Origin of the sequence: Bombilactobacillus bombi, from assembly GCF_003522965.1 — a bacterium.
GTDB classification, from domain to species: domain Bacteria; phylum Bacillota; class Bacilli; order Lactobacillales; family Lactobacillaceae; genus Bombilactobacillus; species Bombilactobacillus bombi.
This window is the reverse complement of sequence record NZ_CP031513.1, coordinates 1799632-1811618: the sequence shown is the minus strand read 5'-3', so window position 1 is coordinate 1811618 and position 11987 is coordinate 1799632. Positions and strand designations below refer to the sequence as shown.

Annotated in this window: 14 protein-coding genes; 1 reads left to right on the top strand and 13 read right to left on the bottom strand. The window is 35.4% G+C overall.

The genetic code is table 11. From position 1 onward, the window contains the following. Nucleotides 1-110 precede the first annotated feature (110 nt). The 11 genes from DS830_RS08675 to DS830_RS08630 all read right to left on the bottom strand — a co-directional run bounded on the left by DS830_RS08675 (nucleotide 111) and on the right by DS830_RS08630 (nucleotide 8612). Complete coding sequence (locus tag DS830_RS08675) at nucleotides 111-659, bottom strand: MarR family winged helix-turn-helix transcriptional regulator (protein ID WP_118909038.1); 549 nt, start codon at nucleotides 657-659, stop codon at nucleotides 111-113. Between the two features lie 152 nt (nucleotides 660-811). Further along, the gene (locus DS830_RS08925) at nucleotides 812-961 is read right to left on the bottom strand and encodes a hypothetical protein (RefSeq protein WP_162887568.1); all 150 of its coding nucleotides are present in this window, start codon (nucleotides 959-961) and stop codon (nucleotides 812-814) included. A gap of 113 nt (nucleotides 962-1074) precedes the next feature. After that, nucleotides 1075-2418: an aspartate aminotransferase family protein gene (locus DS830_RS08670; protein WP_420836983.1), complete on the bottom strand. Its 1344-nt coding sequence runs from the start codon at nucleotides 2416-2418 to the stop codon at nucleotides 1075-1077. A 334-nt stretch (nucleotides 2419-2752) separates the two neighbouring features. Continuing rightward, complete coding sequence (locus DS830_RS08665; RefSeq protein ID WP_118909036.1) at nucleotides 2753-4021, bottom strand: ABC transporter permease; 1269 nt, start codon at nucleotides 4019-4021, stop codon at nucleotides 2753-2755. Further along, the gene (locus DS830_RS08660) at nucleotides 4021-4707 is read right to left on the bottom strand and encodes an ABC transporter ATP-binding protein (RefSeq protein ID WP_118899729.1); all 687 of its coding nucleotides are present in this window, start codon (nucleotides 4705-4707) and stop codon (nucleotides 4021-4023) included. Before DS830_RS08660 ends, DS830_RS08665 begins: the two co-directional genes overlap by 1 nt. A 130-nt stretch (nucleotides 4708-4837) precedes the next feature. Beyond that, nucleotides 4838-5626 carry a ChbG/HpnK family deacetylase gene (locus tag DS830_RS08655; RefSeq protein ID WP_118909035.1) on the bottom strand — a complete coding sequence of 263 codons (789 nt, stop codon included), beginning with the start codon at nucleotides 5624-5626 and terminating at the stop codon, nucleotides 4838-4840. 18 nt (nucleotides 5627-5644) lie between these two features. Beyond that, a complete protein-coding gene (locus DS830_RS08650; protein ID WP_118909034.1) occupies nucleotides 5645-6463 on the bottom strand; it encodes a PTS system mannose/fructose/sorbose family transporter subunit IID in 819 nt (272 codons plus the stop codon). Then, nucleotides 6460-7257 carry a PTS mannose/fructose/sorbose/N-acetylgalactosamine transporter subunit IIC gene (locus DS830_RS08645; protein ID WP_118909033.1) on the bottom strand — a complete coding sequence of 266 codons (798 nt, stop codon included), beginning with the start codon at nucleotides 7255-7257 and terminating at the stop codon, nucleotides 6460-6462. The genes DS830_RS08650 and DS830_RS08645 overlap by 4 nt, the downstream gene beginning before the upstream one ends. Before the next feature lie 3 nt (nucleotides 7258-7260). Further along, entirely contained in the window at nucleotides 7261-7761 is a 501-nt protein-coding gene (locus DS830_RS08640) for a PTS sugar transporter subunit IIB (RefSeq protein WP_118909032.1), read from the bottom strand. 16 nt (nucleotides 7762-7777) lie between these two features. Then, entirely contained in the window at nucleotides 7778-8203 is a 426-nt protein-coding gene (locus tag DS830_RS08635; protein WP_118909031.1) for a PTS sugar transporter subunit IIA, read from the bottom strand. 145 nt (nucleotides 8204-8348) lie between these two features. Further along, nucleotides 8349-8612, bottom strand: coding sequence for a helix-turn-helix domain-containing protein (locus DS830_RS08630; protein WP_118909030.1), 264 nt, complete (start codon nucleotides 8610-8612; stop codon nucleotides 8349-8351). 148 nt (nucleotides 8613-8760) lie between these two features. Here DS830_RS08630 and DS830_RS08625 point away from each other — a divergent pair, with 148 nt between their 5' ends. Beyond that, nucleotides 8761-9096, top strand: a complete 336-nt coding sequence (locus DS830_RS08625; RefSeq protein WP_118899742.1) for a helix-turn-helix domain-containing protein — start codon at nucleotides 8761-8763, stop codon at nucleotides 9094-9096. 56 nt (nucleotides 9097-9152) lie between these two features. On the opposite strand, the gene DS830_RS08620 is transcribed toward DS830_RS08625, so the two are convergent. Both DS830_RS08620 and DS830_RS08615 read right to left on the bottom strand, forming a co-directional pair. Next, entirely contained in the window at nucleotides 9153-10229 is a 1077-nt protein-coding gene (locus tag DS830_RS08620; RefSeq protein ID WP_118909029.1) for a S66 family peptidase, read from the bottom strand. A 229-nt stretch (nucleotides 10230-10458) separates the two neighbouring features. Beyond that, on the bottom strand, nucleotides 10459-11859 hold the full coding sequence (locus DS830_RS08615) for an amino acid permease (RefSeq protein ID WP_118909028.1): 1401 nt from the start codon (nucleotides 11857-11859) through the stop codon (nucleotides 10459-10461). Nucleotides 11860-11987 lie beyond the last annotated feature (128 nt).

The following is an 11987-nucleotide window of genomic DNA, read 5'->3' as shown; positions in this document are numbered from 1 at the left end:
AAAATCAGCTTTACTTCTTACCAATCCAAAAAGCCATTACTTTATTCTTCAAGTTTCCAAGAATAAAATAATGGCTTTTATAATCCACAATATGCAATCACTCATACTTTTTACCAACGCGGTCGCTTCCACATCCCCCAATTTTCATTGTTAGATGACGGAAAGTGTCGCTTCTCAGAACAATATTGCCGCCAGCAAGCATAGCGGTCATCATCGAGATTAATTGCTTTTAAGTTTTGAATCATCTTGGTTAATAGGATTTCTAGTTGCTGTTTCTCAACACTACTTAACCCGGCAAATAAATCTTCGCTAAATGAGTCATTGGCTTTTTGCACATGATCAATAGCCGCTTGGCCTTCTTCTGTCACCTTTAAAATCGTCACCCGCCGATCACTTTCCAGAGGTTGCTTAGTAACAAAACCACGCTCTGCTAACTTATTGACCATTGCTGTGACAGAACTAGGGCGAATATCTAAAATCTCTGCAATTTCACTATTAGTCAAACCATCATGCTGGGCAATTAAATTCAAGACCCGACCTGGTCCACGTCTTTGATTGCCTGATTGTTGATAGCGGCTTTGATGGAGAGCCATGATAAACTTGGGATACATTAATAATTGACTAAATAAATTAAATAAATTCTTTGTTTCATCCGTCATCTGGATTACCTCGATTCAATTAATTAGTTTAACATTTTAAAAACTAACTAATTTAAATATAAACCCCTTTGCCTAGTCTGTCAATCAAATCACCAAAAAACGGCTAAGATTTAACTTAGTCGTTTTTATACGTTTACATAAGAAATTTGTTATTAATCTTTAGCTTTGTCAATAGCATCTTTAGCAGAGTCTTTTAAGTCTTCTGCTTTATCTTTAGCTTTGCCAGCAACTTTTTGAGCTTTGCCTTCTACTTCTTTAGCAGCTCCTTCAACTTTGTCTTTCATGTTGTCTAATTTACTCATGAGCAAATCCTCCTCAAATATTCTGAATCTAGCTTTATTATACAACAAATTTTTATATAAAAAAGTAATTGTTATAAAAGTTTTATCTTATAGTTTTTAGCGATTACCTGTCTTTACCAGCCAATTTGATCAGCATTGGGCGGTAATGTTAATTGACCGGCAGCTAGTTCGGCTAATGCCTGCGTAAATTTATCAAAAACTTGTTGTAATTGTTCATCTGTAATGACTAATGGCGGCTGAAACCGTAAGGTATAACCACGCAAACTAATAATTAAAACACCCAGTTCAAATAAGCGATAAATTAACTTAGTTGTCGCAACTGCATCAGGTTCTTTTGTTTGTGGATTAATAATATCAATGCCCCCATTCAGCCCGTAAAAGCGGACATCCCCCAGAAAATCATATTTTTGCTGCATTTTTTGAAAAAATGCTTGTGCAACTTGGCCTAATCTTTGGGAACGCTCCACTAAGTGCTCATTTTCCATAACATCTAAGGTTGCATTAGCCGCTGCTGTTGTAATAGGATTGCCTGCTGTAGTATACGTATTAGCAGGAGCCTGCAAAGAATCCATAATCTCTGCTCGTCCAATTATTGCACTTAGGGGAAGTCCTGAAGCAATCGATTTACCAATGGACATTAAATCGGGCTCCAGCCCAAATTGTTGAATAGACCACCACTTGCCAGTACGGCCAAAGCCTTGATTAACTTCATCTACGGCAAACACAATTCCATGATCTTTGGCGAATTGACGCAGTCTTTGTAAATATTCGTTAGGTGCTTTAATGATTCCGCCATCACCTTGAATGGGCTCGATGATAATAGCAGCAACTTCTTCTGCAGGTAAATAGGTTTCAAAAGGAAGTTTAAAAGCTTGCCACATCCGATTAACAAAGTCACTCAAACTTTCTTTGGCTGGTTTTTTACTGATATCTGGATAAGGCACTTTGACAATGCCTGGTAACAAAGGACCAATTTTACGGCTCATATTTAAGCTGACACTGGAGATACTAATAGAGCCATAAGTAGAACCATGATAAGCACCGGTAAAACTAACAATATATTGACGCTGAGTATAAGCGCGTGCAAATTTAATAATTGCGTCATTGGCGTCAGATCCTGAATTACCCCAAGCAACCCGCACCGGACCCTTAATCGGTGCCAGATCAGCTAAACGTTGCGCTAATGTAGCTGCTGGTTGATTAGTAAAATAAGCGGGGGTATATTGAATCAGCTTTTGTGCTTGATTGCAAATAGCTTCTACAATATGGGGATGTGAATGTCCTGTATTAGTTGCAGAAGCACTGGCTAATAAGTCCAAATAATGCTTACCGTCTAAATCTGTTAAAACTGCTCCTTGACCACTTTCAATGACAATATCAAAGTATTGAATCCGGGCTGCAGGTGCCAACACTTGTTTTTCGGCAGCTAATAAATCTCGTTGAGTCATGCTTATCATTCCTTTTATTCAAACCTAGTTATAAATTATGATTTATAACTACAACAATTACACCATTTCTAAAATTAAAATATAATTAGTATTCTCTAACATGATTAAGCGATTGTCAATTTATTTACGTCATAATAGTTCATCTTACAAGGACAACGAATATTAGCTGTATAAATTATTTAGTAGGGCTACAAGATTAATTAAAACAGCAAAAAAGCAAAAACCAAAATAAAAAGAAAATGGTTTTTGCTTTTTTAATATTTTATTTATCCAGTTTCAGCAATTCTAAAGTGTCTAACTTTTCTATTGCGTTTAAAGATTGAAGACTTTTTAAATTTAGTTATTATTCATAGCGTAAAGCTGTCATTGGGTCTAATTTGGCTGCGCGTCTTGCTGGCAATGTCCCTGCTAAGAAAGCAATCAACATGATAATAACAATAATAGCTACAACAGATGGCAGTGTGAATTGGACGAGCGTAAAGCCTGCTAAGCCTTTCAAGAAACTTGTCACCGCTAGTTGATTGAGTATCTGGCCAATACCTGCAGCCAGTAAAATGCCTAATACTGAACCAATAAGCCCAATTAAAAGTGATTCACAACTAAAGATTAAGAATACTTTACCACGACTCAGACCTAAGGCTTTCATCAAGCCAATTTCTCGTGTCCGATCACGCACAGACATGTACAAGGTATTAATAACCCCAAAGCTGGCAGCTAATAAGGCAATGGCACCAAAGACAATTAGTACACCTGTAATGGCATTGACAACTTGTCGTAATTGTCCAACTTGATCTTGGAAAGTTTGGGCATCATAGCCTTGTTTAGCTAATTGCTTTTTAACTTTAGCGATGTTAGCATCTGTAGGATTTTTAACTGTTGCAGTGACACCGTAATAATTTTGCTTCATTTTAGCTGGCAAACCTGCTTGATTAATATTCGAAACTCGATCAGCTAAAGCTTGACTAATGATCGATTGACTGCCTTGAATAATACTTTGATTACGAATACCAACAATTTTTGCAGTGACTATGGAACGTTGATTAGTTGCTTGAGAAGAAGCAGCTACTTTGATAGTTTTGCCTAGGGCCTGTTGTGCTGATTTAAATCCTAAGGCCTTGATATATTCATTGGCCAAGACTATTTCTTGCGAATGACCATTTTTAGCAGCTTGGCGTCCACGCTTCAAATCAACATTAATTCCTACAGGTGGTTGAGCTTGGATAGTATATTTTGAATGGTTAGGACCTTGCACATAATCAATGCTCATATCTTGAACAGGTTGCATATCTTTGAGAGACTTCATAGCTTTTAATTTTTTAAGTTTTGCCGGTGTAATATTTTGTTGATCCGTAGCACTACCGCGATTAGCCTCATATTTTTGAGGACCATCAGCTTGTTGGCCAGTAGCAGCCGCTGGTACAATCTCCATCAGTCCCTTACTGCCAACATTAGCGACTTGTTTAGAAACATAATTATTAACACCATTGTTAATGCCCACCGTAATCGCAATTGTCAAAGCGCCAATCATCACAGCAATCACAGTCAAAATGGTCCGGCCTTTATTGTGCCAAAGATTAGTATTAGCTGATTTTAAAATGTCAAAAAATTTCATTAGTTTGCTCCTTCTGCTGCCACGATTTGGCCGTCTTTGATTTGAATTTGGCGTTGACATTTAGCTGCCAAGTCATCGTCATGGGTCACAATAATTAAAGTAATATTATGCTTTTGATGAAGATTGAATAAAATATCTTCAATCATGGTGCCAGTGTTGGAATCCAAGTTACCAGTTGGTTCATCTGCAAAAATAATCTGTGGATTATTAACCAAAGCCCGCGCGATGCAAACGCGTTGCTTTTGGCCGCCAGATAAGTCACTAGCCCGATTATTTTTCTTATCGCTTAAGCCAACAGCTGCAATAGCTTCTAATGCTTTAGCTTTGCGTTCGCGGCCAGTTACTCCACCAATTTTAAGTGGTAACATCACATTTTCTAATACAGAGTCTTTCGCATTTAAGAAAAATTGTTGAAAGACAAAACCAAAAGTTTGATTACGAATTTTATTGAGTGCCTTTGCTTTAATATTTTGGGTTGGTTGGCCATTCAGTGTAATTGTTCCTGAAGTTGGTTGATCTAATAAAGCCATAATATGCATTAAAGTTGATTTACCAGAACCACTTTTGCCAACAATCGCCACTGATTCTCCTTGTTCAATCTGTAAACTAACACCGCGTAAGGCTTGAAATTGCGAAGATCCTTTGCCATATGTACGCACAATGTCTTGGGTTGTGAGTAAACTCATTTTGGTATCCTCCTCGTGTTCCTGTGTATTATGTTGATAGTATACCACAACTCCGCTAAAATAAAAGTCTTTTTTGAGATTTTTTAAATAAAAAAAGCTGTTGCCTAAGCAACAGCCTACATTCTCTTAATTATTTTTTTAAATCACCAAAACTGATTAATTCAATATTATTATCTTTAATCCAACCTTTTAATGTTTGTGAACAAAGAGTTTCTAAATCCTTTACTCGTGGTAAAGTTAGCGTTGAATTATCTAAAATGTATTGATCAACATATCCTGGATGAAAATGTAATTCAGTGACTAACCCGTTATCGTGATTTTTCAAAATATGAAATTTATCTAGCAAGAAGTCTTCTGGTCTAACACCTCGATCTAACATTTCCATATAGGCATCATTAATTGGTGATTCCAGTTGTGCATAACTCTTTGCACTGGGTTGATTATATTTATCTTGATAAAAGATTCCTGCATGCAACCCATATTCTTTAGCTGCATCTAATAATGCTCGTGCAGAATTATCATCTAATGCTGAATGTGGTTCAATATGTGAGGGATAAAAGCCAAACAAATCCCGAAATTTTTCAATTTGAGCCTTAGTCTCTTTCAAAGCGTCAGTATAAGAAAAGGATTTTTTATGAGTTTTAAAATCTTTAGATCCTAAATAGCTGCCATCAGCTTTTACTAAGCTGGGAATACTGTGAGGATCAGACACTGGATAACCAGTAGTTAAGTTAACATGTAATCCCACATATAAATGTGGTGCTTCTTTCAAAAGCGCAACAGCATGTGGTGCTGCCGGCTGATTAATCATAATTGTAGTTGAAGAAACCACTCCTTCATTAAACGCTTTCACAACACCATAATTAAAAGCTTCCGACATCCCAAAATCATCTGCATTAATAATTACTTTTTTCGTCAATTTAAAAATCCTTTCTTTTTAAAAAATTCCCAAGAAAGCTCCAATAATTCCTAGAATTATTACTCCAAATAATAAGTAAATAACCTTAACTTTCTTTCGTAATAACACTAAAATGGCCAAAGTTAATAACAGCGGCAATAAACCGGGCATAATACTATTTAAAATACTTTGCAATTTCAAAGTTGTACCCGCCATATTCCATTTTAGAGCCGTCTTAATTGTGACAGAACTAGCAGTCATGGCTCCCACCATAATTAAACCTACAATAGTTGCACAATTAGTTATTAATTCAAATAATCCCGAATTAAAGGCACTGCTAATAAATTTTTCACCGGAAGTATAACCAATTTGTAATAATTTATACCGAGTAAAAATAGATGGTATATGATAAATTATTAAAAACAAAATCGGCCCCAATATATTGCCTTTCATTGCTAAAGGAATCCCAATTCCAGCAGCAATCAAACGCAGTGTTCCCCAAAATATCGAATCTCCAATACCTGATAGTGGTCCCATTAAAGCAGCTTTAATCGCGTTAATAGAATCCGGATCAAAATCGGGATTTTGAGAATTTTCTTTTTCCATAGCTGCGTTCAACCCCATAATGAAGGGAGCAGTTTCATAGGTACAGTTAAAGAAACTAGAATGACGCTCAATAGCAGCTCTTTTGCCTTCCGGATCATCTTTGTAAAATTCATCAATTGCAGGCAACATTGCATATTCATAGCCATAACCTTGCATCTTTACCATATTAAAAGAGCTGAAAAGAAACCACGAGCGTTTAAACATTTTACTAATAACTTTTTGATCTTGTTGCTTACCATCATCTTTACTCATGACAAAAATTCCTCCTCTTCAGTCTTCTTCTTGCCTTGATTGTTACCATTTTCAGCTACTGGATTCGAATTTTTGGCAGTAGTATTGTAAATTGTAATTGCCAAAACAATCGCAATAATTGCCACAGCCAAATTAGGAAGTTTGAGATAAACAACTAACGCGAACCCCAAGAAAAAGTAACTGACTAATTTACCCTTGAATAACATATTTAATAACATGGCAAATCCAACAGCGGGCAACATAGCTCCAGCAGCTGTGAATCCATCTTGAACAAACTTAGGGATAATTTTGAGTAAATTGCCAACCGCATTAACACCTAAGAAAATAGAGAAGAAAATAATAACCGTATTCAACAAAGGAAATAATGCTGACATAATAAAGTTATATTTGACGACACCTTTTTCGTCGCCTTTTTTTGCTAGTTGATCCATTTTAGGCAGCAATAAAGGCATATAAGCATAAGTAATCTGCATTAAAATAACCCCGACTGCAGATACTGGAACCGCAACAGCGAGAGCTTTAGCTCCGGAAATATGTGTCAAAATGGCAATCGCAGTTCCCATTAACGAACCAATTGTGGCATCTGCAGGTACAGCGCCGCCCACAGCAATCACTCCTAAGAACACCGATTCAAAAGTAGCTCCAAGAATAATTCCAGTGTGTAAATCACCTAAAATTAAGCCGACTAATGGTCCAACTATAATCGGTCGATTAAAGTGAAATACTCCAGCCATGTTACTTAGCCAGACGATGACATAATAGAGAATTGCAATTTCTAAAGCTTTTAAAAACATCGATTATTCACCTCCATAAATTTTTTTCAAATTTTTAGTTTTGGCGTCAGGAGTTAATTGTGATACAAAATTTGGTGCTAGTTGAGCAATCGCTTTAATCTCTGATAAATCCGCTTCATCTACTTGAACTGCAGAATCGATTTTTCTTTGTTGGGTACCATGTTGATTAATAGGTAACAAGCCATAATTACCAACATTAATAACTTCAATTTGCTTTTGTAACTCTTGACCAATTTTTTTAGCGTCTTTAAAGTTTTGTACCACCACAAACATTGCCAGTTGTTGAGCTTGCGGTTTTTTCAAAAGGCTTATCGAATCGCTTACATTTCTACACAAAAACTTAATGTTATCAGGCACCGCCATTTTCATTGACATTTGTTGAGTATCATTGTTCATCACATCATCATTAGCAACGAGAATATGCGTAATATGCAAAACTTTGGACCAGACAACAGCAACTTGCCCGTGTATTAAACGCTCATCTATCCGTAACATCTTAATCATTATTCGCATCTCTTTCTTATAATAAAAATTCGTCTTCACTTAATTCATTAATGTTTTGTTTATCTAGTTCACTTAGTTGAACCGGAGCCTCATTAATTAAATTTTGCAAATGTTCCTTAGTCGGCTGGGCAATGTCCAGCATAATTGATAAGACTGTTGGTAAATTCACTGAAGTAATGACAAAAATATTAGATTGCTGATTCGTTCTTAACAAAACTTCTCTATTAACGCTGCCACCAACTAAATCGGTAAAGATAATTCCCCAATCTTCGGCTTTAATTGTCTTCAAAAAGTCATCAACTTTTTGTCCTACATCAACTTCCTGATCAGTTAAATATGCATCAATAGTAGTTATATTTTGAGTTTTTCCAGTTAAAATCTGAACTGAGCTTTTTAACCCGCTCGCAAATTTGCCATGACTTGCAATAAGATACTTTTTCAAATTAACTATCCTTTCTAACAATTTATATATATATCGATATATCATAAACTTGCTATTACAATCTTTTCAGTAAAATGTAAACTATTAAATATGCAAAATTGTAATTAATTATTAATATTTACAACCATAATTTTGAGTAATTTATTTATTCTGCAATCTTATCCATTAAATCACATGGCGTATGTAAATATCTTTTTATAACGGATTCCGTTATTTTATCGTCAAAAAAAATATTTGCATTAACATTCAAAAATTGAGCAATTTTTTCTAAAGTCTTTGAATCTATTTTCTTATTAGAATTTTCTATTCTTGAATATTTCATTTCAGAAATATTCAAATAATTGGATATAGCTTTTTGCTTTATTCCTCTGGCAAGTCTGATACGTTTAATATTTTTTTGGACACACATTTTATTCACCACCTTTGTCTATAAGTTAACTACATTCTACTAACGAAATACGTTAATGTAAAGTGCTTTTTCAATAAATCCGTTATTTTAATAACAAATTACGTTATTGCTGATATATTATCAGGTGCAAGAATAAGGAGATGAGTTGATGGCGACTATTGGTGAAAGAATTAGAGAATATCGAAATCAAAAAAATCTCACCCAAAAAGAATTGGGACAACTTATACATCAATCACCTCAAGTTATTTCTAATTATGAACGTGGATATACAACACCAAATTCAATAACTCTTAAGAATATTGCCGATATTTTAAATGTATCAATGGATAATTTAACTGCAACTAAAAATTCTGATAAACATACTATAGAGCAAGTTGATTTAAATGATGATAATCTATCGCTTACTTATAAAGGCCAACCTGTTTCAAATGAAGACTTAGAAATTATTCGTCGTTTTCTTCGAGGCAGCAAATCCGATAAATAATTACTTATTTCCATAAAAAAACAATGGCCAAAGCCATTGTTTTTTTACATATTATATTAATCAAACCAAGGTTCCACAATTGTTAATGTTTTTTGATCAAAATCAATTTGAGTTTGAGCTCCATAGGGCAACGCCGTCCGCGGATAAGCATGACCAAAATTGCAATTATACAAAATTGGGGTCTGATAAGCTGCTGTCATCTCTAGTAACACTTGTTGATATTCGTCATAGTATTTTTTATTTTGCGGCTTACCGACAATAATAGCTTTGACAGCTGATAATACACCTTTTTCATCTAATACTTGTAATAATTGGCGATATTTAGCAGGCGTTGGTTGTCCTTCACTAGTTTCAATAAACAGGATTTTATCTTGCCATTGAGCAGCTGATGGAAAGATTTGATATTGGGTATTGATTGCTATTTCTTCAGAATAGCGCGAACCAATTATTAAATCGGTTAAACTTTCCAAACAGCCACCCAACAATTGACCTTGAATCTGACCAGTTCCGCGTAAAGTGAGATAACCATCCTTATCAGCATGTTGCGGTCTAGGTGTACCGACTTGAGCATCAGAAAAATCCGTCCGTTCTTCATACCAAATTGGACTAGCTTCTATTTCAGTTTGTTGAGGATTAGTAAAATAATGTTCAACCGTTTTGCGGGTATAAGGCAACATTTGAGTGTCTAACTCTGCCAAATCATTTAAAAAGTTTGGTCCATAAAAACTTTGCATTCCTAGACGATAAAACATTAAATGATCAACGGTCGTATCTGAAAATCCACTAAATAACTTCGGATGTTGACGAACATTTTGCTTAAATTCTTCATCTTCCATTAAGTATGGCAACAATTTAAAAGTATCTTCACCGCCTATTGCGGCAAAAATCCCTTTGATATGTTGATCTGAAAAAGCTTGCTTTAAGTCTTGTGCGCGCGCTTTTGGGTGTTCTTTGAGATAAGCAATTCCTTTGAGTGCATTGGGCATAAACACTGGCTTGAGGCCTAATTCTTGTAATCGTTGGATTCCTAATTGCCGTTGATGAGCAGCAAATGCTTCTCCTAAAGTTCCCTGCGACAAACTGACAACAGCCACTTGATCTCCTATATGTAATGGTTTAGGTTTTACTAACATTGGCTCAACCTCCTTTTGAAGACATTATACTTAAAAAGTTTTAATAAATAAACACTAATTTTTAATTGTATAAACACTAAAAATCCTCCAATTATTAGACCCTTATGTCCTTTAATTGGAGGATAATTCATAATTTATTTAAAATGAATTTCATTCCATTCAGTTCTTAAAATTCCCTATTTCACGCTATCCCAATATTAATTTTTCTGCAAAGATTGTAAAATTATTTTCATTCACTTTTTTTCTTTTGATTTAAGTTGCTATGATGAATACTATAAGTCAAATAAATAATAATCCCGATAGTGAACCAAATAGCTGATGCAATCCAAGTTACCAATTTTAATTTGGTCATCAAATACAGACACAAAATCAACGAAATAATTGGCAAAACTGGATAAAATGGTACTTTGAAACCATCATTCTTAATATCCTGGCGTTTACGCAATGGTACAACTCCAATAGAAACAAACGCAAATGCGATTAAAGTCCCAATATTAACTAATTCCGCTAATTGGTTAAGATTAATAAATCCTCCCATAATAGCAATAATGATTGTTACAATTACCAAACTATTATTAGGTAGGTGCTTTTGATTGATGCTACCTAAAAACTTAGGTAATAAGCCGTCACGCCCAATTGCATAGACCAAGCGCGAACTACTATAAATCATGGTAACCATCATCGTGAACATCCCGGCCATAGCCCCTAAGGAAATAATACCCGCAACTGTATTTAAGTGGAAAAACTGCAAGGCAAAAGCGACAGGATCGGCTACATTTAACTTGGTATAAGGTACCATCCCTGTTAACACTGTAGCTACAGCCATGTAAAGAATCGTCGCAATAATCAATGTCCCAATAATTCCAATTGGCAGATTGCGTTGCGGATTTTTCACTTCCGGCGCTGAAGAAGAAACAGCATCAAAGCCAAGATAAGCGAAGAACACTGTCGAAGCTCCCGTTAATACTCCAGAAGTGCCGAAAGGCATAAATGGCGACCAGTTCTTGGGTTTAACATAAAAAATCCCCACTGCAATAAAAATTGCAATAATTACAATCTTAATAACTACCATCCAGTCATTAATTTTCATAGAGGTTTGCATTCCACGTGATAACATGGCTGAAATTAACAAAACCACTACAACTGCTACTAAATTAATATACGTATGTTGATGTAAATTCAGTGGACCAGAAATTGCTTGCGGTAAACTAATCCCAAATCCCTTCAAAAAGGCACTAAAATAAGCAGAAAATCCCACTGATACTGTCGCTACTGCCAGCATATACTCTAAGATAAGCGCCCAGCCAATAATCCAACCAATCAATTGACCGAAGATAATATTTCCATAAGAATACGCACTCCCCGCCACGGGTAAAGCAGACGCAAATTCTGCATAACACATTGCAGCAGTCGCGCACACAATTGCTGCGATTAAAAAGCTTAAGATAACTCCCGGACCACTGACAGTCGCAGCTACTGTGCCGGGCAAGATAAAGATTCCCGTTCCAATTACTGCCCCAATCCCCAGAGCCATCAAATCTTTCGCGCGCAGTGTTTTTTCGAATTGCACGTCTTCTTGCAAATATTGTTGAACATCGGCTTTTTGTGTAATTTTCTGCCAGATTGACACAAGCATCATTCCTTTGTTTAATTTGTAATTTGTAGAATAAGTTAAAATTTAAATCTTGTCAACAAGGCATCATTACAAATAAATTAAATCTACTAATAAAGGCAATTTTTAATTGTTTGACTAGAACT

What these genes read in the sequence shown, in the direction of transcription:
- DS830_RS08630 (WP_118909030.1), bottom strand. Translation starts at nt 8,612, where the DNA reads ATGTGTGTCCAAAAAAATATTAAACGTATCAGACTTGCCAGAGGAATA.
- DS830_RS08645 (WP_118909033.1), bottom strand. Translation starts at nt 7,257, where the DNA reads ATGTTTTTAAAAGCTTTAGAAATTGCAATTCTCTATTATGTCATCGTC.
- DS830_RS08620 (WP_118909029.1), bottom strand. Translation starts at nt 10,229, where the DNA reads ATGTTAGTAAAACCTAAACCATTACATATAGGAGATCAAGTGGCTGTT.
- DS830_RS08625 (WP_118899742.1), top strand. Translation starts at nt 8,761, where the DNA reads ATGGCGACTATTGGTGAAAGAATTAGAGAATATCGAAATCAAAAAAAT.
- DS830_RS08675 (WP_118909038.1), bottom strand. Translation starts at nt 659, where the DNA reads ATGACGGATGAAACAAAGAATTTATTTAATTTATTTAGTCAATTATTA.
- DS830_RS08665 (WP_118909036.1), bottom strand. Translation starts at nt 4,021, where the DNA reads ATGAAATTTTTTGACATTTTAAAATCAGCTAATACTAATCTTTGGCAC.
- DS830_RS08670 (WP_420836983.1), bottom strand. Translation starts at nt 2,418, where the DNA reads ATGATAAGCATGACTCAACGAGATTTATTAGCTGCCGAAAAACAAGTG.
- DS830_RS08640 (WP_118909032.1), bottom strand. Translation starts at nt 7,761, where the DNA reads ATGATTAAGATGTTACGGATAGATGAGCGTTTAATACACGGGCAAGTT.
- DS830_RS08650 (WP_118909034.1), bottom strand. Translation starts at nt 6,463, where the DNA reads ATGAGTAAAGATGATGGTAAGCAACAAGATCAAAAAGTTATTAGTAAA.
- DS830_RS08925 (WP_162887568.1), bottom strand. Translation starts at nt 961, where the DNA reads ATGAGTAAATTAGACAACATGAAAGACAAAGTTGAAGGAGCTGCTAAA.
- DS830_RS08660 (WP_118899729.1), bottom strand. Translation starts at nt 4,707, where the DNA reads ATGAGTTTACTCACAACCCAAGACATTGTGCGTACATATGGCAAAGGA.